This window comes from Streptomyces sp. NPDC093591 (assembly GCF_044764885.1).
In the GTDB taxonomy this organism is placed as follows: domain Bacteria; phylum Actinomycetota; class Actinomycetes; order Streptomycetales; family Streptomycetaceae; genus Streptomyces.
Genome location: NZ_JBIWIY010000025.1, coordinates 100318 through 126893 on the forward strand (window position 1 = coordinate 100318; position 26576 = coordinate 126893).

At 72.0% G+C, this 26576-nt stretch carries 21 protein-coding genes; 5 read left to right on the top strand and 16 right to left on the bottom strand.

What is annotated here, in order from left to right; translation table 11 throughout:
* Nucleotides 1–58: 58 nt before the first annotated feature.
* Nucleotides 59–883, bottom strand: coding sequence for a tyrosinase family protein (locus ACIREI_RS40905; RefSeq protein WP_403344605.1), 825 nt, complete (start codon nucleotides 881–883; stop codon nucleotides 59–61).
* A 35-nt stretch (nucleotides 884–918) separates the two neighbouring features.
* Nucleotides 919–1290, bottom strand: coding sequence for a tyrosinase cofactor (locus ACIREI_RS40910; protein WP_403344607.1), 372 nt, complete (start codon nucleotides 1288–1290; stop codon nucleotides 919–921).
* A 340-nt stretch (nucleotides 1291–1630) separates the two neighbouring features.
* Here ACIREI_RS40910 and ACIREI_RS40915 point away from each other — a divergent pair, with 340 nt between their 5' ends.
* Nucleotides 1631–2851: an FAD-dependent monooxygenase gene (locus ACIREI_RS40915; protein WP_403344610.1), complete on the top strand. Its 1221-nt coding sequence runs from the start codon at nucleotides 1631–1633 to the stop codon at nucleotides 2849–2851.
* 7 nt (nucleotides 2852–2858) lie between these two features.
* On the opposite strand, the gene ACIREI_RS40920 is transcribed toward ACIREI_RS40915, so the two are convergent.
* The gene (locus ACIREI_RS40920) at nucleotides 2859–4502 is read right to left on the bottom strand and encodes a cholesterol oxidase substrate-binding domain-containing protein (protein ID WP_403344744.1); all 1644 of its coding nucleotides are present in this window, start codon (nucleotides 4500–4502) and stop codon (nucleotides 2859–2861) included.
* Between the two features lie 183 nt (nucleotides 4503–4685).
* Between ACIREI_RS40920 and ACIREI_RS40925 the strand changes: the two genes are divergently transcribed.
* Together ACIREI_RS40925 and ACIREI_RS40930 are read left to right on the top strand one after the other, a co-directional pair.
* Nucleotides 4686–5669, top strand: coding sequence for an aldo/keto reductase (locus ACIREI_RS40925; protein WP_403344612.1), 984 nt, complete (start codon nucleotides 4686–4688; stop codon nucleotides 5667–5669).
* Nucleotides 5670–5751: 82 nt separating this feature from the next.
* Nucleotides 5752–6234, top strand: a complete 483-nt coding sequence (locus ACIREI_RS40930) for a DUF6328 family protein (protein WP_403344614.1) — start codon at nucleotides 5752–5754, stop codon at nucleotides 6232–6234.
* A 26-nt stretch (nucleotides 6235–6260) separates the two neighbouring features.
* On the opposite strand, the gene ACIREI_RS40935 is transcribed toward ACIREI_RS40930, so the two are convergent.
* Nucleotides 6261–7298 (bottom strand): hypothetical protein, encoded by a 1038-nt coding sequence (locus ACIREI_RS40935; RefSeq protein WP_403344617.1) that lies wholly within the window; start codon nucleotides 7296–7298, stop codon nucleotides 6261–6263.
* Between the two features lie 119 nt (nucleotides 7299–7417).
* Nucleotides 7418–8389: an LLM class F420-dependent oxidoreductase gene (locus ACIREI_RS40940; RefSeq protein WP_403344620.1), complete on the bottom strand. Its 972-nt coding sequence runs from the start codon at nucleotides 8387–8389 to the stop codon at nucleotides 7418–7420.
* Nucleotides 8390–8524: 135 nt separating this feature from the next.
* Between ACIREI_RS40940 and ACIREI_RS40945 the strand changes: the two genes are divergently transcribed.
* Nucleotides 8525–9961: a serine hydrolase domain-containing protein gene (locus ACIREI_RS40945; RefSeq protein WP_403344623.1), complete on the top strand. Its 1437-nt coding sequence runs from the start codon at nucleotides 8525–8527 to the stop codon at nucleotides 9959–9961.
* Here ACIREI_RS40945 and ACIREI_RS40950 read toward each other — a convergent pair whose 3' ends face one another.
* The 7 genes from ACIREI_RS40950 to ACIREI_RS40980 all read right to left on the bottom strand — a co-directional run bounded on the left by ACIREI_RS40950 (nucleotide 9962) and on the right by ACIREI_RS40980 (nucleotide 18684).
* On the bottom strand, nucleotides 9962–11596 hold the full coding sequence (locus ACIREI_RS40950) for a serine/threonine protein kinase (protein ID WP_403344626.1): 1635 nt from the start codon (nucleotides 11594–11596) through the stop codon (nucleotides 9962–9964). It lies immediately after the preceding gene.
* A gap of 155 nt (nucleotides 11597–11751) precedes the next feature.
* Nucleotides 11752–12711: a threonine/serine dehydratase gene (locus ACIREI_RS40955; RefSeq protein ID WP_403344629.1), complete on the bottom strand. Its 960-nt coding sequence runs from the start codon at nucleotides 12709–12711 to the stop codon at nucleotides 11752–11754.
* Between the two features lie 140 nt (nucleotides 12712–12851).
* The gene (locus ACIREI_RS40960; RefSeq protein WP_403344631.1) at nucleotides 12852–13883 is read right to left on the bottom strand and encodes a polyprenyl synthetase family protein; all 1032 of its coding nucleotides are present in this window, start codon (nucleotides 13881–13883) and stop codon (nucleotides 12852–12854) included.
* Complete coding sequence (locus ACIREI_RS40965; protein ID WP_403344632.1) at nucleotides 13880–14944, bottom strand: tetratricopeptide repeat protein; 1065 nt, start codon at nucleotides 14942–14944, stop codon at nucleotides 13880–13882. The genes ACIREI_RS40960 and ACIREI_RS40965 overlap by 4 nt, the downstream gene beginning before the upstream one ends.
* 218 nt (nucleotides 14945–15162) lie before the next feature.
* Nucleotides 15163–15840, bottom strand: coding sequence for an AIM24 family protein (locus ACIREI_RS40970; RefSeq protein ID WP_403344635.1), 678 nt, complete (start codon nucleotides 15838–15840; stop codon nucleotides 15163–15165).
* Between the two features lie 66 nt (nucleotides 15841–15906).
* Nucleotides 15907–17322: a CAP domain-containing protein gene (locus ACIREI_RS40975; protein WP_403344637.1), complete on the bottom strand. Its 1416-nt coding sequence runs from the start codon at nucleotides 17320–17322 to the stop codon at nucleotides 15907–15909.
* A gap of 111 nt (nucleotides 17323–17433) precedes the next feature.
* Nucleotides 17434–18684 carry a serine hydrolase domain-containing protein gene (locus tag ACIREI_RS40980; protein ID WP_403344640.1) on the bottom strand — a complete coding sequence of 417 codons (1251 nt, stop codon included), beginning with the start codon at nucleotides 18682–18684 and terminating at the stop codon, nucleotides 17434–17436.
* A 163-nt stretch (nucleotides 18685–18847) separates the two neighbouring features.
* On the opposite strand from ACIREI_RS40980, the gene ACIREI_RS40985 reads away from it, so the two are divergent.
* A complete protein-coding gene (locus tag ACIREI_RS40985) occupies nucleotides 18848–20086 on the top strand; it encodes an SGNH/GDSL hydrolase family protein (RefSeq protein ID WP_403344641.1) in 1239 nt (412 codons plus the stop codon).
* A 16-nt stretch (nucleotides 20087–20102) separates the two neighbouring features.
* Here the strand turns inward: ACIREI_RS40985 and ACIREI_RS40990 are convergent, their stop codons facing one another.
* The 4 genes from ACIREI_RS40990 to ACIREI_RS41005 are packed head-to-tail and all read right to left on the bottom strand — an operon-like array spanning nucleotide 20103 to nucleotide 26570.
* Entirely contained in the window at nucleotides 20103–23045 is a 2943-nt protein-coding gene (locus ACIREI_RS40990; RefSeq protein ID WP_403344643.1) for an AAA family ATPase, read from the bottom strand.
* 56 nt (nucleotides 23046–23101) lie between these two features.
* Complete coding sequence (locus ACIREI_RS40995) at nucleotides 23102–23455, bottom strand: UBP-type zinc finger domain-containing protein (protein WP_403344645.1); 354 nt, start codon at nucleotides 23453–23455, stop codon at nucleotides 23102–23104.
* The gene (locus ACIREI_RS41000; protein ID WP_403344648.1) at nucleotides 23452–24897 is read right to left on the bottom strand and encodes an ATP-binding protein; all 1446 of its coding nucleotides are present in this window, start codon (nucleotides 24895–24897) and stop codon (nucleotides 23452–23454) included. The genes ACIREI_RS40995 and ACIREI_RS41000 overlap by 4 nt, the downstream gene beginning before the upstream one ends.
* Nucleotides 24894–26570, bottom strand: a complete 1677-nt coding sequence (locus ACIREI_RS41005; RefSeq protein WP_403344649.1) for an FAD-dependent oxidoreductase — start codon at nucleotides 26568–26570, stop codon at nucleotides 24894–24896. Before ACIREI_RS41005 ends, ACIREI_RS41000 begins: the two co-directional genes overlap by 4 nt.
* Nucleotides 26571–26576: the final 6 nt, after the last annotated feature.

The window sequence follows — 26576 nt, forward strand, 5'->3', positions numbered from 1 at the left end:
GGATCGTCCGAAGGAGGCGGTCCGTACGGCGGTCCATACGGACGGTCCGTACGGCGCCTCAGGCCGCGTCGAACGTGTAATGCGCGGTGTGGTCCAGCAGGTCGGCGGGACGCACGTCGTTCCACGGCTTCATCGTGTCGCCCAGGTCGACCACGTTCGGCGTCCCGGCGGCCGGCAGATAAGCCGAGCCGGGATGCCGCCGCTGCCAGTCCGCCCACAGCTTGTCGATGTAGGCGTGGTGCAGCCAGAACACCGGGTCGTTGGGGGACACCCCCGTCGCCATCTGTCCGCCGACCCAGACGTGCACCCGGTTGTGCAGATTGACGCCGCGCCAGCCTTCGAGGTGGTTGCGGAAACCGTCCGACCCGCTGTTCCAGGGCGCCATGTCGTACGTCGGCATGGCGAGCACGGACTCCACCTCGGCCCGGGTCGGCAGCTCCCGCACGGCCGCGCCGAGCGAGCGGCGCAGAAACGTACGGCCGTCGACCCGTACGTTGATCGGCCAGTTGCCGGTGGACGCGGCGAACGGCCCGTCCATCACCTGTCCGTCCCGGCTGCGCCCGGTGCCGCCGAGGAAGTCGGGCGCCCACAGCGAGGACCGTATCGAGCGGTCGGTGCTCCAGTCCCAGTACGGCAGCGCGACCGAGGCGTCGACCTCCTGCAACGCGCGCTCGAACTCCAGCAGGAATCTGCGGTGCCAGGGCAGGAAGGACGGTGAACGGTGGCCGACGCGCTCCCCGTTGTCGGTGTCACCGACGATGAAGGCGTTGTGGGTCGTGACGAACGCGTCGTAGCGGCCGCTGCGCTTCAGCTCCAGAAGGGCGGCGACGAAGCGGCGCTTCTCGTCGGCGGTGAGCAGGGCCTGGTTCTTGCGGACAGTCATGAGGTGCGGATGCTCCAAAGTGCGGGTGGGGCAGGTCAGTTGGCGGGGAAGGGCAGGAGTGCGGCGCCCTGGAGCTCGTCCACGGCGGCGCGGGCCGCGGCGCGCGGGGTGGGTACCGGGTCGTAGTGGCTGACGACGCTGATCCAGCTGCCGTCGGCGTTGCGCATCACATGCAGCTCCACCCCGTCCACGAACACGGAGTAGCCGGCGCCGTGATGTTGGTGGCCGCCACCCGAGGCCGGCCGCCCCTGTATCCGGCGGCCCTTGTAGACCTCGTCGAAGGACGCCGGGGCGTGGTGGTCGTGTCCGGCGGCGGACGCGGCGGGGACGGTGAGCGTCTGGACGCCGGCCGCGGTGGCGAGGGCGGCCGCGGCGGTGAGCGCACGGCGACGGCTGAGTTCCGGCATGCGGACCTCCTGGGTTGGTTCGGTTGGCGACTCCGCATGCCTATCGGGCCGGACGAGAGCGGGAGAAATCGGTCGGGAGTGGTTGGCTCCGATCCGGACAAGTGTGCACATGTCGTACAGAGTTGAACGAAGATGATCTTTCCGTGGAGGGCGCCCCGGGGGCCCGGAACCGGGAATTCCTTCTGCTGGGAATCGCGATCCGGATGGTCCTTCGCGGGCGGGTGTGTCGACAGTGGCCTGCCTCACCGGTCGAAACTGGCGCGATCCGGAATGTCCCGGCCAGGCGCACCCGCCTTGCTACCCTGCAAAGTGATATGACCGTTTTAGACCATTTCTAGGGGTGTGTGTGAAGGTCGCCTGCGTCGGTGGCGGGCCCGCCGGCCTGTATCTCTCGATCCTGCTGAAGCTACGGGACCCGTCCCACGACATCACCGTCCACGAGCGCAACCCGGAGGGCTCCACCTACGGCGTGGGCGTCACGTACTGGCGCGGACTGCTGGACAAGCTGCACGAGCACGACCCCGTGTCCGCGCGCGCCATCGAGGAGAGCTCGGTCCGCTGGAACGAGGGCGTCGCCCACGTCCGGGGCCGCACGACCCGCCGCTCCGGCGACACGGGGCACGGCATCGGCCGCCACCGGCTGCTGGAGATCCTCGCCGGACGCGCCCGCTCGCTGGGCGTACGGCTGGAGTTCGAGCACGAGATCATGCCGGAGAAGCTGCCCGTCGCCGATCTGGTCGTGGCGGGCGACGGAGTCCACAGCACCCTGCGCACCCAGTACGCCGACCACTTCGGTACCCGGACCAGACGCGGCCGCAACCGCTACATCTGGCTCGGCACCAGCAAGGTCTTCGACGCCTTCACCTTCACCTTCGTCGAGACCGGCCACGGCTGGATCTGGTGCTACGGCTACGGCTTCGGGCCCGAAGGCAGCACCTGTGTCATCGAATGCGCCCCCGAGACCTGGACCGGTCTCGGCCTCGACACCGCGGACGAGGACGACGGGGTGGCCCTGCTGGAGAGGGTCTTCGCCGACGTCCTCGACGGCCACCCCCTCGTCGGCCGCTCCGGCGCCGACGGCGGCGGGTCCCAGTGGCGGACCTTCCGCACCGTCACCAACCGCGCCTGGCACCGCGACAACCTCGTCCTCGTCGGCGACGCCGCACACACCACCCACTACTCCATCGGCGCCGGCACCACCCTCGCCCTGGAGGACGCCATCGCCCTCGCCGGCGCCCTGCACGAGCACGCCGCCCTCCCACAGGCCCTCGCCCGCTACGAACAGGAGCGCAAGCAAGCCCTGTTGGCCGTCCAGAGCGCGGCCCACTACAGCGCCGAGTGGTACGAGAACCTGCCCCGCTACATCCGGCTGCCCCCGCAGCAGATGTTCGCCCTGCTCGGCCAGCGCCACTCGCCCCTGATGCCGTACCTGCCGCCCCAGCTGTACTACCGGATCGACCGGGCGGCCGAGCAGGTGGAGGCCTTGCGGCGCCTCAAGCGCCGGCTCGGTCCGAAGGTCGCGCGCACCGTGCAGGCCAGGGCGCTGGCCTCCGGCAAGTAGCCGCTCCTCACCGCAACAGGCGGTCGAGAAAGGCGTTGGCGAACACGCCGTGCGGGTCGAGCCGGTCCAGCACCCCGGCCGCATGCCCCCACACGTCCTCCCCGAAGGACCCGGGCACGACCGTGCCCAGCACCTCGCCGTCGCTCCAGGCGCTGTCCCTCGTATAGGCCCACCCCTTCGACCACTCGACGCGGGTCATGGCGTACTCGCCCTCGAAGGTGCGCAGCAGGAACCGTTCGATCTGGCTCAGGAACTCCTCCGCGTGCGGCGTTCCCGGCAGCGACAGGATGTTCAGCCACACGACGGTGTCCCACTCGGGACGGTCCTCGCGCGGCCTGAGCGCCGACAGCAGCGGGGTGCGCGCCCCCTCCACGCCGACGTCCGCCGGATCGTCGAGGCCGGTGACCCGGATCTCCACCGAGCCGTTGACCGGGAACCGGCCCCGGTCGGCGTACGCCGTGAGCCGCTCCCGGTAGAAAGCGGTGAACTCGGCGACCACGCGCTGCACTTGGGCCCGGCTGGTGAGCACCGCGTACCCGTTCGTGGCTATCCTCAGCGTCGTCGGCCGCAGATACAGCAGCGTGTTCTTGGACGGCCCCCACAGGTCAGCCGACAGCGTCGCCACCAGCCCGAGCGCGGCCGCGTCGTACTGCGCGTTGCCGAGCACCGGCGCCAGATACCAGGCCCCGTCCGACACCATGTGCCCGACGAGCTCCGCCACCGGGCGCGGGACGATGTCGGAGAACGGGTAGTTGTACGGCGTCGTCACGTGCCGCGAGGTCAGCGGCCGGGTGGGGGAGACGCTCCACACCTTCAGCCACGGGAACTCGGTGAAGGCGAACCAGATCGCCTCGACGCGCCCGGCCCGGTCCAGGAAGCTCGCGAGGGTACGTCCGTCGGTGCCGGGCGCGGCGAAGAGCTCGTCGGCCGGGATGTCCGTACGGCTGACGCACCGCAGGTTCGTGTCCGCGCCCACGCGCAGCACGACCTCGGTGAGCAGGGAGCGGCCGAGATGGGTGAGCAGCGCGGCGCAGTCCGGCTCGTCGCGGTCGTACGTCCGCAGCACGTACGCGCAGCTGTCCTCGTCCCAGACGACGGCCGTCAGCGACAGCACGAGATTGCTCAGCGAGCCGTACGTGTGCCCCGGCAGCCGCTGTTCGCCCCGCGCCGGTACGGCGGTGCCGTGCGCGTCGATGGCCAGCGCGCCGCCCAGCGTGAGGTTGCCGGGAGCGGGCGCGGCGGTGACGCCGAGGCCGTGCTCCTCCAGGTAGGAGAGCAGGGCCTCCAGGGTGACGCCGGTGCCGACGCGTACCGACGTCGGCGACTCCAGGGACAGGCCGGTGAGATGGGAGGCGGTGTCCACGAGGAGGACCGGTGCGTCCGACTCCGTGCCCTGCGTGATCGTCAGCGGTGACCAGCCGTGCGAGGCACCCCGGGCGCGGACTCTCCATTCGTGCCGCCAGGCCCAGTTGACGACGGCGACCACTTGGTCCGGGCCGGCCGGTGCGCAGGCCCACAGCCCGTCGGCGGTGATCTCGCCGACCCAGTTCCGGTACGCGGAGCGGTACAGCGCCACATCCGCCGGGAACTCCGGCAACTCCTGTGCCGCGACGGCCGGATCCGCAGCGAGGAGAGTCGGTACGGCGGCCATGGCGGCGGTGCGGAGGAAGCCCCTGCGGCTGAAGTCTTCGTTCACGGGTTCACGCTAGGTACCGGCTTGACAGCCGCCGTCGGCCTGTCGAGCCGATTCACCCGTGTGAGTGACGGATTCACAGGTAGGCGCGCGGAGGGGGGCCGTTCCGCGCACCCGGCTGACGAATGACACACTGACGCCATGGACGAGCGTGTAATCGGTAGGTCGGGTCAGCGGGCATCCGTCGTCGGTCTCGGTACGTGGCAGCTGGGCGCCGACTGGGGAGACGTCGACGACAAGGAAGCCCTGGCGGTGCTGGAGGCGGCGGTCGAGTCGGGGGTGACCTTCTTCGACACGGCCGACGTGTACGGCGACGGGCGCAGCGAGCAGACGATCGCCACGTTCCTGCGCGGCAGGCCCGAACTGGACATCTTCGTGGCGACCAAGATGGGCCGCCGCGTCGACCAGATCCCCGAGAACTACGTCCTGGACAACTTCCGCGCGTGGAACGACCGTTCCCGGCGCAACCTCGGCGTGGACCGCCTCGACCTGGTCCAGCTGCACTGCCCGCCGACGCCGGTCTACTCCACGGACGAGGTGTTCGACGCGCTGGACACCCTGGTCGCGGAGGAGCGCATCGCCCACTACGGCGTCAGCGTGGAGACCTGCGTGGAGGCGCTGACCGCCATCGCCCGCCCCGGCGTCGCGAGTGTGCAGATCATCCTCAACCCGTTCCGCATGAAGCCCCTGCGCGAGGTGCTGCCCGCCGCCGAGCAGGCGGGCGTCGGCATCATCGCCCGCGTCCCGCTGGCCTCCGGCCTGCTGTCGGGCAAGTACACCAAGGACACCGTCTTCCCGGCGAACGACCACCGCACCTACAACCGGCACGGCGAGTCCTTCGACCAGGGCGAGACCTTCTCCGGCGTCGACTACGAGTCGGGTGTGGAGGCGGCCGTCGAGTTCGCAGCCCTCGCCCCCGACGGCTTCACACCGGCCCAGCTGGCGCTGCGCTGGATCATCCAGCAGCCGGGCGTGACCACCGTGATTCCGGGCGCCCGTTCGCCCGAGCAGGCCCGCGCCAACGCGGCCGCCGCCGCGCTGCCGGAGCTGTCCGACGCGACGCTCGCGGCGATCGCGGACCTCTACGACCGGCGGATCAAGGACCAGGTCGAGAACCGCTGGTAGACCCGCGCGGCTCCGGGGCGGCCGCCCGCCGCTCCCGGAGCCCCGCCGTTTGAGGGCTCGGCGCCCGGGATACCCGGCCCGCATGACCGAGAAGGAAAGACGGACGGGACGCGACGAGACGGAGGACGAGCGGGCCGACCGGATGTGGGGCGAGCTCATCCAGGAGGTCCGGGTGGCCCAGATGGGCGTCCAGATCCTGTTCGGCTTCCTGCTCACGGTCGTCTTCACACCGAAGTACGACACCCTCGACGACACGGACCAGACCATCTACATCGTGACGGTCGTGCTGGGCGCCGCCTCCACCGGCGCCCTGATCGGTCCCGTCTCCCTGCACCGCCTGGTGTCCGGGCGGCGCATCAAGCCGAAGGCCGTGGAGTGGGCGTCCCGGCTGACCTTCGTCGGCCTGATCCTGCTCCTCGCGACAACGGCGTGCTCGCTGCTGCTGATCCTGCGGGTCGCCACCCACGACGGCTTTGTGCCCTACCTGGTCTCGGGAGTGGTCGTCTGGTACCTGGCGTGCTGGTTCGTGCTGCCCCTGTGGACACGCCACCGCTACACGGAGTGAGCGGTGGCGCGTCGGTTGTGTGAGGGCTACTGCTGCGGCGCCGTACCGCCACCCTGCGCCCCGCGCAGTGCCGCGATGCAGCTGGAGATGGCCTGCTGGAGCTCCTCCAACTGCTGGACCATGTCGTCCTCGACGAACTCCTGCACATCGTCGAAGGTCAGCTCCTCGAAGACCTTCGTCGCCTTCTGCAGGCTGCTGTAGAACTTCGTCCGGCGTTCCCGCACCCGCAGCTCCGGGTCGGCCTCCACCGCCTCGGCGACGAGCGACTTCATCGTGCCGTAGGCCTCGGTGGCCCACTCGCCGGTGTCCTCGTCCTCCTCCAGCTCGTCGATCAGCGACAGGTGCCGCTCGGCCTCCTGGCGCAGGTCCACGGGCGCGTCGACGGTCTGTCCGGCCGGGGTCTTGATCTGGCCGGACTCCGCGATCTGGCGGACGTAGTCGATGCGGTCGGCCGCCCGGCTCTCACTGGCCACGGCCTTCTTCAGGTCGTCGGTGCGCACGACGTCCCGCGCCAACTCGGCCTGCAGGTCCGGGTCCTCCATGACCCGGTCGAGGAGGGCCTGGCGGGCCGCGCGGGCCGTCGACGGGTCGGCGAGGATCGCGGCGCGCAGCGCGGTGGGGTTCTCGGCGACCTCCAGGGCCTTCGTCGGACGGATGCCCTCGGCCTCCGCGGCCTCGGCGATGGCGGTGCCGCGCTCGGAGGTGGCGCTGTTGCGGGAGACGTAGTAGCCGATCCACACGTCGGCGTCCGGCAGCTGGACCTCCTGGCCCGGCGCGAGCGCCTCGAAGTGCGGGACGAGACCGTCGTCGGCGGCCCGGTCCCAGGCCTTGTAGTAGCGCATGACGCGCTCGGGGGAGCACCCGGCGAGCTCGGCGAACTCCTTCGCGGACACCTTCGGCGTCTCACCCGCGCTCTGCCCGCCGGGCCGCACGCTGCGCGCCACCATCAGGCCGAAGGCCCACCCCCCGGTCCGCGCGTAGACCCCGAACTCGCGCGCGTCGCGGGCGACGAGGTCGGACAGGGGCACGGGGGACGTCTCGGACGGGACGATCGCCAGGCTCACGGATGACTCTCCTGTACAGGCTGCTGGAAGGCGAAAATGCAGACCAGCAGCCTATGGCACCCGCGGGCGACGTTCCGGCCGCATCCGGCGCCGCCCCGTGCGGTGGGGTGGACGCGCGGTCAGCCGAGAGCGTCCCGCAGCGCGGGCAGCAGCGTCTTCTCCGCCCAGTCGAGATACGGCAGCTGCGTCTCGCCCCCGATCTGCACCAGGGCGATCTCGGTGAACCCCGCCTCGGCGTACGGTCGCACGGCCTCCACGAAGGCGTCCGGGTCGTCGCCGCACGGGATCGAGTCGGCGACGTCGTCCTGGGTGACGAACTGGGTGGCCGCCTCGAAGGAGTCCGGGTGCGGCAGCTCCGAGTTGACCTTCCAGCCGCCGCCGAACCAGCGGAACTGGCTGTGGGCCCGCTTGATCGCGGTGTCCCGGTCGGGGTCGTAGCACACCGGCAGCTGCCCCACGCGCGGCTTGCCCTCGCCGCCGTGCCGGTCGAACGCCTCCAGCAGGCCCGCCTTGGGCTCCGTGGCGATCACCAGGTCGCCGAGCCGGCCCGCGAGCTCGCAGGACTGCTCCCCGGAGACCGCGATGCCGAGGGGCGGCGGCTGGTCCGGCAGATCCCACAGCCGGGCCGACTCGACGTCGAAGTGCGTGCCGCGGTGGTTGACATGGCCGCCCTTGAAGAGCGCGCGGATGATCTCCACCGCCTCCGCGAGCATCTCGTGCCGCACGTCCACGGGCGGCCAACCGCCGCCCACGACATGCTCGTTGAGGTTCTCGCCCGAGCCGAGCCCCAGCCGGAACCGGCCCTCGGACAGCAGCTGCATCGTGGCCGCCTTCTGGGCCACCACCGCCGGGTGGTAGCGGACGGTCGGACACGTCACGTACGTCATCAGCGGAATCCGCGACGTGGCCTGGGCGGCCGCGCCCAGCACACTCCACGCGTACGGCGAGTGACCCTGTGAACGCAGCCACGGAAAGTAGTGGTCCGAGGTCACGGAGAAGTCGAAGCCCACCTCCTCGGCGCGGACCAGGTGGTCCACCAGCTCACGGGGGCCGGCCTGCTCGGTCATCATCGTGTATCCGATCTGCACCATAGGGGCCGAGTCCCCGGACACGGGTGGGGAAAACGGGACGGACGGGGCACGACTCCGGTGGACCGCGAGGGCCGGACGCACGCCCGGTGAAAAATGTCTCGGCGAGGTGCCCGGGTATCGGGAGAGGATGCCCGTATGTCTGCCCGCCCGCTGCCCTCGAGCTCCCCCGCCGCCCAGGGCGTCGACGCCTCCGGTGTCCTCGCCTTCCTCGACGCCCTCGACACCGCCCGCGACATCGAGCCGCACAGCCTGATGATCCTGCGGCACGGCCATGTGGTGGCCTCCGGCTGGTGGGCGCCGTACGCCCCCGAACGCCCGCATCTCCTCTACTCGATCAGCAAGAGCTTCACCGCGACCGCCGCCGGGATCGCCGCCGGCGAAGGGCTGATACGGCTCGACGACCCGGTGATCTCCTACTTCCCCGAGTTCGAGGCCGACATCACCGATCCGCGCAGCCGCGCGATGCTCGTGCGGCACGTGGCGTCCATGGCCAGTGGGCACGAGACCGACACGATCTTCGCGGCGCGCGACCTCGACCGCGAGGACCTCGTCCGCGGGTTCCTGCTGGTGCCACCGACCCGCGACCCGGGGACCGTCTTCGCGTACAACCAGCCCGCCACCTTCACGCTCGCCGCCATCGTCCGGCGGGCGAGCGGCCAGTCGCTGACGGAGTACCTCCGGCCGCGGCTGCTCGACCCGCTCGGCATCGGCGAGATCGGGTGGCTGTGTGACCGCAGCGGCCGGGAGCTCGGCTTCAGCGGGCTGCACGCCACCACCGACGCGATCGCCCGGCTCGGCCAGCTGTATCTGCGCGGCGGTGTGTGGGAGGGCGAGCGGCTGCTGCCCGAGTGGTGGGTGGCCGAGGCGACGCGCCGGCAGATCGCGAACACCGGTGTCATGCCCGGGGACGACTGGCGGGAGGGCTATGGCTTCAAGTTCTGGATGTCCCGGCACGGCTATCGCGGTGACGGCATGTTCGGTCAGTTCTGTGTGGTGCTGCCCGAGCAGGACGCCGTGATCGCGACGACCGCGGACACCTGGGACATGCCGGGACTGCTGGAGCTGGTCTGGGAGCATCTGCTGCCGGCCTTCCGGCCCGCGCCCCTGACCGGCGGCGAGGCGGCGGACGCGGCCCTGGCCCAGCGGCTGGCGGGCCTCGCGCTGCCGCCCGCCGCCGGCAAGCCCGCACCTCCCGAGCGGGCGGAGGCCTGGTCCGCCGCCGCCTTCACTCCGGACGCCGGTGTACGAGGACACCTGCCCAAGCTGACCGCGATCGACCTCACACCCGGCGCGGACGGCTGGACCCTGACGCTCACCGAGGACGGCCACCCCCTTCGGCTGCGGCTCGGGGATGCCGGCTGGACCGTCGCGGAGGAGCCGGTGCCCACCGCGGTCAGCGGCGGCTGGACCGACGCGGACACCCTGGTCGTGGACATCGCCTTCCTGGAGACTCCGCACCACCTGGACGTGACGTGCTCGCTCAAGGACCGGACGTTCACGGCGCGTTGGCGCACCGATCCGCTGCACCGCCTGCCCCTGCGCGCGATGCGCGCACCTCGCGCCTCGACCTGATCAGCCCTCGGGCACCCGGAAGGTCCGCAGGAAGACCTCCAGGGCCTCCTGGTTGGCCGGGTCGTCCCAGTCGGCCTCCGGGGTCGTCCAGCGCAGTGAGTAGCCCCGGTGCTCATCGATGAGGAAGCCGCGGCCGAAGGTACGGACACGGACGCCGTCCTTGTCCGAGAGCCACTCCATGTCGGCGGCCTCGTATCCCTGGTACGTGGTCGCCTCGATCTCGCCGATCCGCTCGAACCCGCTCCGCTCCTCCAGGCCGGGTTCGACGTCGTCGCGCCAGATGGCGACCGGGTCCGGGCCCAGGGCCTCGCTGTAGGTGATCGCCAGCTTGCGCTCGTCGCCGTCGGCGCTGAAGAAGACGCGGTACGCCAGGTCCGAGGCACGCTTGGTGCGCAGCGGCTGCCAGCCCTCGGGCAGGGCGACGGAGAAGCCGTCCGGTGACTTGTACGTCGTGAAGCCGGGGGGTACGGCTGCCGTGTCCGACGGGGACGCGGTGGGCGTCCCCGGCTCCGTCGCCTCCTGCGTAGGGGACGCACTGGGCGACGAGCTGGGTGTGGCAGTGGGGGACGGACCGGTGGGCGCCCCGCTGGAGGCGGACGGGCCGGGTGTCGTATCCGCCGCCGAGGGACCCGACTCGTCCGGCCGGCCGTTGGTCACCACCAGGACGGCAGCCGCGACGGTGACCACGGCGAGGGCGGTGCCGGCGACCATGGCACGTCTGCCCCAGCCCGGGCCCCCGGCGTACATGCCGCGCAGGCGGGGGCGCGGGTCCGTCCGCAGGGCAGCCTCGGGGTCCTCGTTGAGGACCCGGACGAACGCGTCACGCACCACCGGGCGGCTCAACCGGTCCCGGGAGTCCTTGCGCAGCAGCCCCTGTACCGCCTGGGTGAGCGGCCCGGCCCGCACCGGGGCGCGCAGCGGAAGCCGGTCCACGCCCTTCAACGTGGCCTCGGGCCGGTCCCGTTCGCGATACGGCGGGCGCCCCTCGACCATCGTGTACAGGATCGCGCCGAGCGCCCACAGATCCGACGCCGGCCCGATGCGCTCGTCACGGGCCTGCTCCGGGGACGCGTACGACGGTGCGGCGACGCGGGGCGCGAGGGTCGCGCCGGCCAGCCCGAAGCCGGTGACGACGACGGAGCCCTCGTCGCGCACGAAGACCTGGCCCGGGCTCAGCTCGCCGTGGGTGATGCCCGCGACGTGCGCCGCCTCCAGCACGTCGAGCAGTTCCAGGCCGATGCGCGCGGCCCGCACGTAGTTGAACGTGCGCTGCTGGGTGAGGAGTTCGCCGAGGGGCGTGCCGTCGATCCACTCGGTGACGGTCCACAGGCTGCCGGCCTCCTCGACGACGTCCAGGACGGTCGCGACCCGGCCCGGCCGCAGCAGCCCCATCCGCTCGGAAGCCCGAAGGATGCGCGAGGTGGCCCGGCGCCCGTCCTCGCCCGCGGCGGAGCCGCTGTCGGATGCGGCCGGATCGTCGGGGAGCCCGATCTGGGTGAGAAGGAACGGGTGTTCGGTCTCTATGTCCTCGCCGTAGTAACTGACGCGGTTCGTCTCGCGATGGACGACATCGACGAGCCGGTACCTTCCGGCGACCAACTCGGCTGTGGAGACGCGCGCCTTGACCATGGCCATCCCTCGCTGAACCCCTGGCTCCCATTTCTCACAGGAGTACGACAGGAACGACGGTAAGCGTTCAACGAAATCCTCAACCAAACGGCCTCTCTTTCCTTTTGCTGCTTACGCGTGAGTAAGCATCCGAAAAACCACGGGAATTGAGACAGCAGGTGTCAGTGAAGACCGAAATCCTTCGCCCAGCGCAGTACATCCCCGGTCGTCGCGTTGCCCCCGCACACGACCAGCCCGAGCCGGACGCCGTCCCCGATCCGCTCCACCACGCGCCGGGCCGCGGGCAACAGACACCCGGCGGCCGGCTCCGCCCACACCTTGGCGTGCTCGGCGAGGTCGAGCACGCCCCGCACCGCCTCCCGGTCCGGGACCACGAGCACCTCGTCGACCAGGGCGGACACATGGTCGTACGTCAGCTGCGACACGGCCGGCGCGCTCAGGGTGGACACGATCGACGACAGCGCCACCGGCACCGGCGCGCCCGCAGTCAGCGCCTCGGACATGGCCTCGGCGCCCTCGGTCTCCACACCCCAGATCCGCACGTCCGGACGGCGGGCCCGCAGGGCCACCGCGACGCCGGCGATCAGCCCGCCGCCCCCGACGCTGACGAGCACGTCCGTGAGGTCACCGGCGTCGTCGGCGAACTCCAGCCCGACGGTGCCCTGGCCGGCGATCACCAACGGGTCGTCGAAGGGATGGACGAGCGTCAGCCCCTCGTCGCGCAGCCTCGTGACGAGGGAGAACGCGCCGTCCATGTCGTCCGTCAGCCGCACCGTCGCGCCGGCGTCCTCGACGAGCCCGATGGAGCGGGCCGGCGCCGTACGCGGCATCACCACGGTCGCCTTCACGTCGTGGACGGCGGCCGTCATCGCCAGGGCGATTCCGTGGTTGCCCCCGCTGACCGCCACGACCCCGGCGGCCCGCTGGGTGTCGCTCAGCGACAGCAGCTTCGCCGTCGCCCCGCGGGCCTTGAACGAGCCGGTCCGCTGGAGGAGTTCGAGTTTGGCCGTGACCGGAACGCCGAGGAGGGCCGACAGGCCGGGGCTGGGTACGGTCGGGGTGTGTACGACGTGTCCGGCGATGAGGCCGGCCGCGGCTTCGACGTCCGAGATCCCGATCAAGGCAGTCACCTTTCCGGCGCGGGGGCGGTGAACCACGCCGCTTCGCACCCTGACGCGACTGGTGACGCCGGTCAACTCGGTTTCGCCGAGGGCGCCGTGGTGACGCGAAGTTCATCGCCGTACGGCCGTGAACTGTGCTTTCACAGATCGCGCCGGACGAGGAAGTCGAGCAGCGCCCGCAGTTCCCCGGCGGCGCTCGCCTCCAGCGGTGCCTGCGCGAGAGCGGCCTCCACGGCGGTCACATGGCGCCGCGCCTGGGCGAGCGTGGCCGAGCGGCCGCCCGCCTCCTCGATCAGTGCGGCGGCCTCGCCGGGGTCGGCGGCCGACTCCAGGAGCGGGCGGAGACGACCGCCGGCGGGGGAGTCGAGGGCGGCCAGCACGGGGAACGTCTTCTTGCGTTCCCGCAGATCGCCGTGGACCGGTTTGCCGGTGACGGCGGGGTCGCCCCAGATGCCCAGCAGATCGTCGACCATCTGGAAGGCGATGCCCAGATGACGGCCTGCTCGGTCGAGGGCGGCGACCGTCGTGGGCGGCGCACCGCCGAGCAGCGCGCCCAGGGCGGCCGCACAGCCCAGCAGGGCGCCCGTCTTGTGCTCGGCCATCGTCCGGTACTCGTCCGGCCGCACCCGCTCCGGCCCTGTCCAGGGACGCGTCGCGAACAGCAGGTCGTCCGCCTGCCCGCGCACCAGGTCCTGCAACGCCACCGACAGCAGCCGTACGGACTGCGGGCCCGCCGGTTGACCGGCGAGCGTCTCGACCGCGAGCGCGAACAGCGCGTCCCCGGCGAGAACGGCGGGCCCGGTGCCGTACGCCTTCCACACGGTGGGGCGGCGCCGTCGGGCCGTGTCGCCGTCCATGATGTCGTCGTGCAGCAGGGAGAAGGCGTGCACCAGCTCCACCGCGACCGCCCCGGGCACCGCGAGATGCCCGGGCGCACCGGCCGCCTCGGCCCCGAGCACCGCCAGCGCCTGCCGTACGCCCTTCCCGCCGGACGCCGCGGCCGGCGCGCCGCCCACCTCGCACCAGCCGAAGGAGTACGCGGCCATCTCACCGACCCACGGATGCGTCCGCCCGACCGCCTCCCGCAGCGCGGGCCGTACCAGGGCGCGGCAGCGGTCGAGCACCTGGCGGGCGTCCGTCGGCGCCTGAACCGCAGAGGGGAGCGCGGTCACCGTCCGGCCACCGCCCCCGCGCCCGCCGCAGCACCCTCCAGGGCACAGAACTCCTCCTGCGCCCGCGCCACCATCTCCCGCGCGTGCCGCAGCCCGATCCGCTCCAACACCCCCGCCAGCTCGGCCAGTTCAGCGGCGGTCTCGGCGCGGTCGCGCCCCAGCCGGGCCCGCGACTTGGCCAGCCCCAGCCGGGACAGCGCCTCCCCGCGCGGCTCGCTCATGGCGCGGAACTCCGCGAGCGCCTGCTCGTACAGGTCCCGGGCCTCGGCGTAACGCCCGGCTCGGTAGAGGACGTTGCCACGCATCTTGTGGTTGTAGGCCAGCGCGCTGGACAGCTTCATCGCGCGGCATGTCGTCTCCGCCTCGGACAGCAGGGCCAGCGCCCGCTCGGCGTCGCCGTCGCGCACGGAGACGATGTCCGCGAGCCCGCGCAGCGCCCAGGCGTGGCCGCGCCGGTCGTCGGCGCGCGCGGCGATCTCGGCCGCCTCCTCGAACAGGGCGTACGCGGTGTCGTACGAGCCGGTGTTGCGGTGGATCTGCGCTATGCCTTCCAGCGCCCACACCGTGTGCCGTGCCTCACCGCGCCGCCGGGCCTCCGCCAGCAGCTGCTCGTGCAGCCGGTGGACGGCCTCGTAGTCGCCCTGGATCCGGCCGGTCTCCGCCAGACCGGCCAGCGAGTAGCCGCGTACGACGATGTCGCCGCCGCGCTCGCCGAGGTCGGCGGCGAGCTGAAGCAGCCGCCGGGCCAGGGGGAACGCACCGCGCTGCCGGGCCAGCGTGCCGCCGCTCCACAGCGCCCACGCCATCGCCGCGGTGTCGCGGGCCTCCCGGGCGGCGCGGTAGCTCGCCTTCCACGCCCGCTCCGCGTCCCCGACCTGTCCCAGCCGGCGATACGCCTCGGCGACCGCGAGCCCCGAGCGCGCGGCTTCGCCGTGCTGCCCGGCCCGCTCGGCCGCCTCCAACTGCTCGGTGCCGGCGGCCAGTACGTCGGTCAGTGAGGAGTTGACGGACAGCGTGGTCAGGGCGCCCTGATACTCCGGGGCGAATGCCTTGCCGTACATACGTGCCTCTCGATCCGGTATACACGGCATCTATACGCGCTATGTATACATGGAGGGTATAGTGCGTCGGAAACCAGCCCTGGCCCAAAGGGCCAGGGCGTCGTCCCAGGTCGGTCACCTGGTGGTGTTCATCTGTTGTCGATCAAGACGTCGGCGGGGCTGGCAGGGTTGCTCGTGAGGCGCAGATCACGCCCCGGGACCTGATGCCTTCGGTGGGCTCAGTGCTGCTGGGCCTTCGGCGGAGTCGCCTCACTCGGCCGTACGACGACATGTCCCTGACCTTGCAGCATCAGCTGGACGGCCTCCCCGGACCCGCCGCGCAGCATCGAGCCGAGGGACTGGGAGCGGTGCAGCGAGGTCTGCAGCCCGGCGGTCCAGCCGACCACCGCGTCCGTGTCGACGTACACCGGGTACTGCGGCGAGACGGGGATGACCAGGGGGTTGCCCTCACACACCAGCCCCAGCCTGCCCTGCCCCGTGAAGACGCTGTTGAACAGGCCGCCGCCGGTGATGCCCGCGCCCTTCACCGTCGCTATCCGGTACGACAACGAGGCGTCGAAACACAGGACGTTGCGGCCGTTGACGGTGAACTCGTCGCCGGGGTCGACCTCGACGATGAAGCAGTTCTGCGCCTCGTGCGCGAACCAGGCCTCGCCCTGCCCGCGCACCGCCATCAGCGGCAGCCCCTCACCGGTCATGGCCCGCTTGAGCATGCCGCCCACGCCCTGGCCCTTGCGCTCGAACTGCAGATTGCCGCGGTAGGCGATCATCGCGCCCTGGCGGGCGTGCATCTCCCCGTTCACCGCGTACTTGACGCATTTGGCGTTCTCGATCGTCATGCCCGGCGCCGAGGCGGGCTGGACCATGTGCTCACTGGAAAACAGGTCACCCTTCATGGGGGCATCCTGTCCCGGACGGTCCCGTTCCGACCAGATCGCGGCGTGTCGCCGTCCTTGGGCCCGTCAGGCGCCGAAGAGCTGCGTCCAGTACGTCCCCGCCGGTCCGCCGCCCGCGAAACCGATCCCTATGTGGGTGAAGTCGCGCTTGAGGATGTTGGCGCGGTGGCCCGGGCTGTTCATCCAGCCCTCCACGACCTCCGCGGGGGAACGCTGGCCGCACGCGATGTTCTCGCCGATCGAACGCCGTGTGGAGCCCGCGGCGGCGGCCCGGTCCCAGGGCTGACCCCCCTCGGGCGAGGTGTGGGAGTAGAAGGCCCGGGCCACCATGTCGGCGCTGTGCGCCTGCGCGGCGGTGGTGAGCACGAGGTCGACGGCCAGGGCGCGCAGTCCGGCCCCCGCCCGCTCCCGGTTGGTGAGCTCGACGACCTCGGCCGCGGTACGGGACAGGTCGCCCGGCGTGAGCGGTCTGGCCCACAGCGCCGTCCAGAACGTGTCGCCCGAGCGGCCGCCGGTGACGTACGCCAGGGCGGCGTTGGTGAAGGCCGGGTCGTGCAGGGTGCGGCGGGCCTGTTCGGTGCGCAGGCAGTACGCGACGAACTCCGCGGGGGTGCGGGGGCCGGAGACCAGGTGCTCGCCCACCGTGAGATACGCGTACCCGGCGGCGGTGATGCGCTGGTACACGGAGACGCCGTCACGGCCCTCGACGCCGAGCCGACCTGCCGCGGCCATGGCGGAGGCGTGGGCCTGGGCGGCGGAGGCCAGGCGGGCGTCGAGGGCGACCGGCGGTGAACCTCTCTCGGCGCGGGCGGAGTTGACCAGGCTCAGGAAGCCGTCGCGATCGGCGAACGGGGCGTGCGGGGTGGCGACGGCGGAGAGGGTCCGCATCGTGGGCCGTGCGGTCGGCGCGGTCGGAGTGGCGGGCAGGGGAGGAGCGGTGAGCGCGGGTGGGGTGCGGGGCGACCTCTGGGCGGGGGGCGACGGGACCGGGGACGGCGTCGCGTCCTCGACGACGTCGACCCCGAAATCGCGCGCGAGCCCCGCCAGCCCGTCCGCGTACCCCTGCCCCAGGGCCCGCAGCTTCCAGCCGCCGCCACGGCGGTAGATCTCCGCGAGCAGCAGCACGGTCTCCTGCCGTGGACGCGGCGGGGCGAACCGGGCGATCGGGTGGCCGCCCGGGCCGGTGACCTGGAGCGTGGGGGAGGGCAGGCGGCCCAGGGGAGTGCCCGGGTCGGCGGGGCTGACGACCACCGTGACCCGCGTGGCCCCCGGGCGCAGTCGCGGTGGGTCGACGGTCAGGGTGTCGCCCTGGAGCCGGGCGCCCGGAGCGGACGGCTGGTTGTAGAACACGAAGTCGGCGTCGCCCCGGACCTTTCCGCTGTCGTCGGTGACGAGCGCGGACACGTCGAAAGGACCGGGCACCCGGACGCTCACGCTGCCGCCCGGGAGGGGCAGATTGCCTCCGGGAACCAACTCGCTCATCGTGCCGTCCTGGTGGGTGCTTCGAGATCCGGTGGGGACGTCCGGAAAACGTCCACCGGAACTCGTGGGTTCCCGTCCGCCGGGACGACGGTCTGGGGTCGGGGGCCGTCCTCAGCTCCGGTTCACGCTGAGGGGGACCCCCGGCGCGACGTCCTCGTGCCGCTCGACGGGCGCCGAACGACGCTGCGTCTTCGTCTTCGCCGGCTTGCCGCAGAACGCGGACTCCAGCGTGCCCAGCATGGAGTTCAGAACCGTTCCGTTGTTGGAGGTGTTGGCGACCGCGGCGAGGCTGCGCCGGCCGTCCTTGGAGGCGAACGCGTACGTGTAGTAGCCCTGGACGGCGCCCGTGTGGCCGTAGACGGAGATCCCGCACGACAGATCGCGGCGCCGCAGTCCGAGCCCGTACGCCTGCGAGGTGCCCGCCGGCACCCACCGCTGCATCTGGGCCAGCTGCGCCCGGGAGGTCAGCCGGCCGCCGAGCAGCGCCGACAGGAACGTGTTGAGGTCCCGCGTGCTGGAGATCATCGCTCCCGCGCTCTGCGCCCAGGACACCGTCTGCTCGGTGGAGTCGACGAGTGCCGCTCCTGCGGCGTCCGGGGTGAGATAGCCGCGGGTGTGCCGGCCGGGGATCTTGGTGCCGGGGTGGACGTAGAAGGTGTCGCGCAGCCTCAGCGGGTCGATGAGCCGGTTCTTGTACTCGGTCCGCACGGAGTGACCGGTGAGCTTCTCGATGAGCATGCCGGCGACCACGAAGTTGGTGTTCGAGTAGGAGTACGCGCCGCCGGGCGCGGTGGTGCGCGGCTTGCTCAGGGACCGGTTCACCAGCTGCCGGTAGCTGAACACCTTGGTGCGGACCGCCTCGAAACCGGGAACCGTCCGCGCGAACATCTCGTTGGTGTAGTCGTGCAGGCCGCTGCGGTGGCTCAGCACATGCCGCACCGTGATGCGGTCGTCCGGCAGCAGCCCCGGCAGATAGCGGTTGACCGGGGCGTCCAGCTTCAGCTTCTGCTCGTCGACCAGTTGCAGCAGGACGACGGCCGAGAAGACCTTGGTGACGCTGCCGATGCGGAACCGGTCGGCGTTGCTGATGGCCCGCCCGGACTTCCGGTCGGCGACACCGACGGCCGCCCAGCGGATCGTGTCGCCGTCGTCGAGGCGCGCCATCGCGCCGGGTGCGCCCTGCCGGCGCACCGTGGTCAGGACGTTCCACACGCCCGCGACATCCGGTTCGGCCAGTGCGCGCGCCGAGGTGCCGGCCGTGGTGGCGCCGGGTTCCCGCGCGGCTGCGTGGGCGGGAACCGCCAGGAGTGACACGAGGGCCGCCGCTGCCGCCGTACCTCGGACCACCGTTGCTGAGACCATCCGGCTTCTCCCATTTCTGTCGATGTGCTGCTGCTACGAGAACGATCACCTCGGCGCGGGGCAACTTTCCGGCGCCCAGGAACCGGCCGATACGATCGCCTCACCGCGCAGCAAGCTGTACCTGCCACAAGTCGGCCCGAGCAGCGGCCGGCCGGAGGAGTGGATGGCCCCCGACAACCTCGGTCACCCCGAAGGACTTCGCCCGGTGAGGGCCGGACTCCTGCTCGCCGCCCTCCTGTTGACGGTCGCCGGCTGCCAGTCCGCTCCCGCGCCCGCCGAGACGACCGGCCACACCAGTGGCGTCGTCACCTGGGCGGCGAGCGCCGACCGCATGGGCAACGGCGTGGCCGGGCGCAGCTACCGGCTCGTCGTGCATACCAGCGTCGGCGGGACCGACCTGCGGATCCGGCTCTCCAACGCCTTCGGGGACCGGCCGCTGACCTTCGACAGCGTCTACGCGGGCATCCGGAGGCAGGGCGCCGAACTGCGGCCGGGCAGCAACCGGCGCCTGACCTTCGACGGTGCGCACACCGTCACCGTGCCCGCGGGCAGCACCGTGTGGAGCGATCCGCTGCCCCGCCGGCTGCCCGCCGCGACCGACCTCGTCGTCAGTCTGCACAGCCCGGACGCGGGAGGCCCGGCCAGCGGGCACTGGATGGCGCTGCAGTCGTCGTACGCGACCCAGGGCGACCACACCGCCGAGGAGAGCGGCGCCTCCTGGACCATCCCGACCGGCTCCTGGTTCTACCTCGACGCCGTCTCCGTACGGGCCCCCGCCGGCACCGGGGCGGTGGTCGCCCTCGGCGACTCCGTCACCGACGGCTGGCAGTCCACCGCCGACCTGAACCGCCGCTGGCCCGACCACCTGGCCCGCCGTCTGCGACACGCGGACACGGCGGTGAAAGGCGTGGCCAACGAGGGAATCGCCGGGAACAAGGTCCTCGCGGACATCCCCGGCCAAAGCGCGCTGAACCGGCTGGAGCGGGACGTGCTGTCCCAGCCCGGCGTGCGGACCGTGTTCCTCTTCCAGGGCGTGAACGACATCAAGGCCCATCCGGGCGCCACGGCCGAGGACCTGATCGAGGGCTACCGCGAGATCGTCGAGCGGGCGCACGCGGCCGGCAAGTGCGTCGTCGCCGCGACCGTGGGGCCGTTCAAGGGCTGGCACGAATGGGACCCGGCCGCCGAGGCCGTACGCCAGGAGGTCAACGCGTTCATCCGCACCAGCGGCGAGTTCGACGCCGTCACCGACTTCGACCGCGTCCTGCGCAGCCCCCACGACCCCGCACGCATGCTGCCCGCCCTCGACGGCGGCGACCACATCCACCCCAACGACAAGGGGATGCAGGCGATGGCGGACGCCGTCGACCTGACCGCCCTCGACTGCGACACCACCGGCTGACGTGCACGACGGGGAGTCAGCCGACCGTCTCCTCGCGGGTGATCAGGCCCTCCCGGTAGGCGATCGCCACCGCCTCCGTACGGCTCGCCGCGCCCAGCTTGGCGAGGATGTTGGAGACGTGCACGCTCGCCGTCTTGCCGGAGATGTACAGCTCCTCGCCGATCTGCCGGTTGCTGCGGCCGAGCGCGAGGAGGAGCAGGACCTCCTGCTCGCGGGCCGTGAGCGGTGAGGAGCGGTCGGTGGGGGCTTCCGCGAGACGGCCCCGGCGGATCAGGGCGTCCACCCGCTCCAGCAGGAGCGTCGCGCCGAGCCGTGCCGCCGTCTCTCGCGCCGCCCGGGCCTCGGTGCCCGCCGCCTCGCGGTCGTCCGCGGCCACCAGGGCCTCGGCGTACCGCAGTCGGCACCGCGCCCGCTCGTACTCGTCGCCGTAGTCGGCAGCGGCCACCGCCTTCGCCCACGCCCGCACGTCAGGCCCGGACACCGCCCGCACCCACTCCGCCTCCGCGCGGGCCAGCCAGGCCATCCCCTCCGGGCCCTGCGACGTGCCCTGCTCGCCGTGCACGGCACTCGCCCGGGCCAGTTCGACCAGCTCGGCCGCCGTGGCCGTCCAGCGGCGCACTCCCGCCTCGTCGCCGGTCAGGCGCGACTCGGCGGCACGGTCGGCGACCGCGGCCAGCGCGAGGGCGGCGAGCCGGACCGTGGCGTCGGGCAGCGTCCCCGCATCGTCGGTCAGGGCCGCGACCGTGGACCGCACCTGCTCCACCGCGGCCTCCGCGTCACCGCGCAGCGCGGCGGCGTCGGTGAGCGCGATGCCCGCGACGAGCGTGCCCATCCAGTCGAAGGGCCCCTCCAGCAGGGCGCGGGCCTGCTCGGCGGCCGAGAGGTCGCCGCGTGCGAGAGCGACGTACAGCACCGGACCGGCCGCGTATCCGCCCGTCGCGGGCAGCACCTCGCTGTCGGCCGCGGCCGCGCTCAGGCACTCGTCCCAGCGGCCCAGCGTGTACAGCACCAGCAGCCGCAGATACCGCATCGCCAGCGGATACAAGGAGGAGAGCAATCCGGCACGCCGGGCCCGGTCCAGCCCCTCCGTCAGCCAGTCCAGACACTCCTGGAGATCACCGGACTCGTAGCAGCCGATGGCGAGGTTGAACAGTGCGCGCATCTCCACCGGCGCGTTGCCGGCGTGCCGCGCCAAGTCCCGGGCCCGGCGCATCCGTTCCCGGCCCTCCGGCGTGCTGCGGCTGCCCCCTTCGAGTCCGGTCAGAGACATGAGCAGGTCGGCCTGGGCATCCGTCACCTGCAATGTCTCGGCTGTGCGCAGGGCCTCGCGGCCGACCCGCAACGCCGTCTCGTTCTCCCCGACCTGGCGTGCCGCCAGGACATGCGTGGCCGCCGCCCACGTCCACGTCCGCGACGGAGGCTCGGCGGGGATCAGGGCGAGCGCCTCGCTGCTGTAGGTGAAGGCCGCCGTCAGGCTGTCCACGCTGATCAGATTGCCCGCAAGGGTGTAGCGGACCCGGGCGGCGAGCTCGGTGTCCGTGTCCTGGCCGACGCCCGCGAGCGCGGAGCGGGTGAGGGAGACCGCGCGGTGCGCCTCCCCGGCGTGCGCGGCCGCCGCCGACGCCCGCAGCGTGAGCATCACCCGGTCGTGGCACTCGCCCGAGGGCCGTGCCGACGGCTCCACCGACGACCACAGGTCCAGGGCGGTCTCCAGATGCCGGAGTTCCTCGGCGGGAGCACCGACGCCGTGCGCGTGCTCGGCGGCCTCCAGCGAGGCGGCCAGCGCCTCGGCCAGGTCGTGGCTCTCACGGTAGTGGTGAGCGCGCTCCGCGGCCGTCTCGGCGGGACGGCCGCGTCCGGTGAGCAGCCGGGCGAACGCGCCGTGCAGGCGGGCCCGTTCACCGGGCAGCAGATCGGCGTACACCGCCTCACGCGCGAGCGCGTGCCGGAACGTGTACGTGTCGCCGTCCCCGGCCACGAGCAACTGCCGCCCGATCGCCTCCCGCAGCGCCGCCTCCAGCTCCTCCTCCGGGATGCCCACGGCGCCCCGCAGCAGCGCGTGCTCGACGCGGCGCCCCGCGACGGCGGCCGTACGCAGCACCTGCTGGGCGGTGTCGGACAGCTGCTCGAACCGTATGAGGAGTACGTCGGCCAGCCCGCTGGGCACGCCGTCGACCTCCGTGTCCGTGGCCGCGACCAGTTCCTCGGCGTAGAAGGCGTTGCCCTCGGCCCGCTCGACGATCCGCCGGACCGTGCCGTCCGGCAGCGGCCGCTCCTGCACGGCCCGCACCAGACGGGCCACCTCGGCGTCGGCCATCGGCCGCAGTTCGAGCCGCTCGACGGCGGGCAGCCGCACCAACTCGGCCAGCAGCGGCCGCAGCGGATGGCGTCGATGCAGATCGTCCGCGCGGTACGACGCGAGCACCGCCAGCCGGTGCCGGGGCGCCCCACCCGCGGGCCGCTGCAGAATCCCGCGGCTGAGCAGGAACCGCAGCAGATCCCGGGACGACTGGTCGGCCCAGTGGAGGTCCTCCAGTACGAGCAGCACCGGCGCGACGTCCGCGAGGTCGGCCAGCAACCCCGCGATGCCCTCGAACAACCGCAGCCGGTCCCTTACGGCGTCCGTGCCGCCACCCAGCAGCCCCTCGACCACGGGATGCGCGGCGAGCACCTCCGCGAACCGCTCCTCACCGGCGACCACGCCCAGCACCTCGGTGAACGGCAGATACGGCAGCCCGACATCCCCGAGATCGACACAGTGGCCGGTCAGGACGATCATCCCGTCCGCGGCAGCCCGCCCCGCCACCTCGTCCAGGACCCGAGTCTTGCCCACCCCGGCATCCCCGGCGACCAACACGGCCCGGCTCTCACCACCCCGGGCACGCTCCAGCACACCGGACAGCCGGTCAAGCTCGTCTTCCCGCCCGATGATCGCCGTACTGAATGAGGTCTGCGACACGAACACATCCTGTCACTCACCACTGACAGCGCGTCTGCCGACCTACCCCCGAGCGATCAGGCACGCAACGTCTTCGCCCAATCATCCGGCACCCGCCCCGCAGGCCCCGGCGCAGGCTGATCCGCAGGACGACTCACCGGCGGCGCCAACTCCGGCCCGGACTCGTACAACTCGTCCGTGGCGTAGTTCCAGAACCACTCCTCACCCGGCTCGAAGCTCTGCACGAACGGGTGCCCGGTGTCCCGAAAATGCCCCGTCGCATGCTTCGCGGGCGAACTGTCACAACACCCCACATGCCCGCACTGCGCACACCGCCGCAGATGGAACCACCACCCCCCGACCGCATCGCACTCGACACACCCGCTCCCGCTCGGCGGAACGCTCGGGTCGATTCCTTGGTCGCCGGTCATACAGACTCCTCCTCGACCGATGTGAGTGGCAGCAGTACCTGAAAGCGCGTGTCACCCGGCTGCGACTCCACCTGGATGCTGCCGTGGTGCTTGTTGACCACGATCCGCCAGGAGATGTCGAGGCCGAGCCCGGTGCCCTCACCCACCGGCTTCGTCGTGAAGAAGGGATCGAAGATCCGCCCCCGGTGCTCCGGCGGAATCCCGGTCCCCGTGTCCCGGAACTCCACCAGCAGCCGGTCGTGATCCGGCGCCGTCCGCACGGTCAACGTGCCTTCGCCGCCCGCGCCGTTGATGGCGGAGACCGCGTTGTCGATCAGGTTCGTCCACACCTGGTTGAGCTCCGCCGGGTACGCCGGGATCTTCGGCAGCGTACGGTCGTACTCCTTGACGACCTTGATCCGCCGGCCGATCTTGCCCGACAGCATCAGCAGGGTGCTGTCGAGGAGTTCGTGCACGTCGGCGTTCCGGAAGGGGGCGCGGTCGAGCTGGGAGTACTGCTTGGCGGCGTCGACGAGGTGGGAGATGCGGTTGGTGGAGTCGTTGATCTCGTCCATCAACAGCTCGGTCTCGACGGTGTAGTTGAGCCATCCGATCGCGCTCGGCAGGATCTCCTCGTCCACGGCCGCCGCGATCCGGTCCAGCCAGTCCGCGTCCAGACCGGCCTGCACGAAGGTGGGTGCGATCCGCCAGCCCTCCTGGATGCCGTGGTCGTCCAGCCAGTCGGTGAGTTCGTCCTCCCGGTCGGACGCCTCCAAGGGGCTCAACGTCGGTGCCTTGGCGACGCGTTCGGCGGTGCGCTCCTGGATGTCGACGAGGTTGGCGATGACCTCGGGGGAGTAGGACCCCTGTGTGATGAGGGCGAGCTTGTGCCGCATCTTCGCCACCCGCTCCCGCAGCGTCGCGGTCGCCCGTACGGCCGCCGCCGCGGGGTTGTTGAGCTCGTGGGTGAGTCCGGCGGACAACGAGCCGAGCGCCAGCAGCCGTTCGCGTTGGTTGATGGCCGACTGGGTGCTCTTCTGGCCGAAGAAGAGGCCTTCCAGCAGATGCAGGGCCATCGGGAACCAGTCCTGGATCACGGCCGCGAAGGTCTCGGCGGGCAGCACGAAGAACCGCGTCGGCTCGGTGACCCGCATCGAGCTGTTGTAGACCTGCGGCACCCGGTCCCCGAGATAGGCCTGCCAGGCCCCGGAGTACACCCCGCGCTGGGAGGTCCGGGTGACCTCCACATCGTCCCCGCCGACCCGTCGGGACAGCACGACGGTGCCCTCGACCATCACGTAGAAGCAGGTCGCGGGATCGCCCTCGGCGTACACGGGACCGGGCTGGAACAGCTCCACCCGGCCCTCGCTGCACAGTCGGCCGAGCTGCTCGGGGGTGAGCTTCTCGAACAGGAACAGCGACCCGATCTCCGCCGGGCTGCACGGCATCGACTGCCCGTTCATGACTGCTCCAGATACCGGTGGACGAGCATCACGGCCATGGCTCCCTCTCCGACCGCGGACGCGACGCGCTTGGCCGACTCGGCGCGCGCGTCGCCCGCCACGAACACGCCGGGGATGTTGGTCTCCAGGTGGTACGGCGGCCGGTCCAGCTCCCAGCCGGCCGGCGGCCGCCCGTCGGACGTCAGGTCGGGCCCGGCCAGGATGAACCCGCGCTCGTCCCGCAGCACCGTCTCGCCCAGCCAGTCGGTCAGCGGGGCCGCGCCGATGAACACGAACATCCACTGGGCGTCGACGAGTTCGGTCTTCCCGGTCTCCACGTCGCGCAGGGTCAGCTGCTCCAGGTGGTCGGAGCCGTGCGCGGCCTCGACCTCCGTGCCGGTGCGTACCGAGATGTTCGGCGCCTCGTCGATCTGCTGGATCAGGTAGTGCGACATGGACGCCGACAGCGACGACCCGCGCACCAGCAGCGTCACCGACTTGGCGCCCCGCGACAGATACATCGCCGCCTGCCCCGCGGAGTTGGCGCCGCCGACGATGTACACGTCCTGGCCCTGGCAGGACGGCGCCTCCGTCAGCGCCGACCCGTAGAACACCCCGCAGCCGGTCAGGTCCGCGCAGCCGGGCGCCGCCAGCTGCCGGTAGGTCACGCCGGTCGCCAGGATCACGCTGTGCGCGGCGACCGCCGAGCCGTCGGAGAACCGTACGATCCGGGCGGCGCCGCCGGCCTCCAGTGCCGTCACCTCGCGCGCGGTGAGGATCTCGGCGCCGAACTTCGCCGCCTGCCGCCGGGCCCGGTCGGTGAGCTGCGCCCCCGACACGCCGTCCGGGAAGCCGAGGTAGTTCTCGATCCGGGAGCTCTGCCCGGCCTGCCCGCCGGTCGCCGACCGCTCCACCAGCACGGTCCGCAGGCCCTCCGACGCCCCGTACACGGCCGCGCCCAGCCCGGCCGGGCCGCCGCCGATGACGACGAGGTCGTAGAAGTCGGCCGTCGGTGTCGTGGCCAGCCCGACCTGCGCGGCCAGCTCCGGTGCCTCGGGCGCCACGAGCGGCGTCCCCTCCGGCGTGATCACCAACGGCAGCCGCTGCCCGTCCTCCCCGGCCGCGGCCAGCAGCCGCTGCCCCTCCGGCTCGTCGGCGGAGTACCAGCGGTACGGCACCTGGTTGCGGGCCAGGAACTCCCGCACCGCCGAGGAGCGCGCCGACCAGCGGTGTCCGACCACCTTGGTGCTGGGCACCGGCCGGTAGTCGCTGCGCCGCCACGCCTCCAGCAGGTCGTCCACGACCGGATAGAGCTTCTCCTCGGGCGGATCCCACGGCTTGAGCAGGTAGTGGTCAAGATCTACGACGTTGATCGCGTCGATCGCCGCGTTCGTGTCGGCGTAGGCGGTCAGCAGCACCCGGCGCGCCCCCGGATACACGTCCAGCGCCTGTTCGAGGAACTCGATGCCGTTCATCTGCGGCATGCGGTAGTCGGCCAGGATCACGGCCACGAGATCACCGCGCAGCTTCAGTTCCCGCAGCGCCTCGAGCGCGGACTCGCCGGACTCCGCCCGCACGATCCGGTGCGACGCACCGTAGCGCCGCCGCAGATCGCGGGCGACCGCACGGGACACCCCCGGGTCGTCGTCCACGGTCAGAATGACGGCCCGCACTGCGTCGGCGGCCTGTGCCATACGTCT

Coding starts and splice junctions, on each gene's coding strand:
- ACIREI_RS40905 (WP_403344605.1), bottom strand. CDS start 883: ATGACTGTCCGCAAGAACCAGGCCCTGCTCACCGCCGACGAGAAGCGC.
- ACIREI_RS40910 (WP_403344607.1), bottom strand. CDS start 1,290: ATGCCGGAACTCAGCCGTCGCCGTGCGCTCACCGCCGCGGCCGCCCTC.
- ACIREI_RS40920 (WP_403344744.1), bottom strand. CDS start 4,502: ATGGCCGCCGTACCGACTCTCCTCGCTGCGGATCCGGCCGTCGCGGCA.
- ACIREI_RS40925 (WP_403344612.1), top strand. CDS start 4,686: ATGGACGAGCGTGTAATCGGTAGGTCGGGTCAGCGGGCATCCGTCGTC.
- ACIREI_RS40930 (WP_403344614.1), top strand. CDS start 5,752: ATGACCGAGAAGGAAAGACGGACGGGACGCGACGAGACGGAGGACGAG.
- ACIREI_RS40940 (WP_403344620.1), bottom strand. CDS start 8,389: ATGGTGCAGATCGGATACACGATGATGACCGAGCAGGCCGGCCCCCGT.
- ACIREI_RS40945 (WP_403344623.1), top strand. CDS start 8,525: ATGTCTGCCCGCCCGCTGCCCTCGAGCTCCCCCGCCGCCCAGGGCGTC.
- ACIREI_RS40950 (WP_403344626.1), bottom strand. CDS start 11,596: ATGGCCATGGTCAAGGCGCGCGTCTCCACAGCCGAGTTGGTCGCCGGA.
- ACIREI_RS40965 (WP_403344632.1), bottom strand. CDS start 14,944: ATGTACGGCAAGGCATTCGCCCCGGAGTATCAGGGCGCCCTGACCACG.
- ACIREI_RS40970 (WP_403344635.1), bottom strand. CDS start 15,840: ATGAAGGGTGACCTGTTTTCCAGTGAGCACATGGTCCAGCCCGCCTCG.
- ACIREI_RS40975 (WP_403344637.1), bottom strand. CDS start 17,322: ATGAGCGAGTTGGTTCCCGGAGGCAATCTGCCCCTCCCGGGCGGCAGC.
- ACIREI_RS40980 (WP_403344640.1), bottom strand. CDS start 18,684: ATGGTCTCAGCAACGGTGGTCCGAGGTACGGCGGCAGCGGCGGCCCTC.
- ACIREI_RS40985 (WP_403344641.1), top strand. CDS start 18,848: ATGGCCCCCGACAACCTCGGTCACCCCGAAGGACTTCGCCCGGTGAGG.
- ACIREI_RS40995 (WP_403344645.1), bottom strand. CDS start 23,455: ATGACCGGCGACCAAGGAATCGACCCGAGCGTTCCGCCGAGCGGGAGC.
- ACIREI_RS41000 (WP_403344648.1), bottom strand. CDS start 24,897: ATGAACGGGCAGTCGATGCCGTGCAGCCCGGCGGAGATCGGGTCGCTG.
- ACIREI_RS41005 (WP_403344649.1), bottom strand. CDS start 26,570: ATGGCACAGGCCGCCGACGCAGTGCGGGCCGTCATTCTGACCGTGGAC.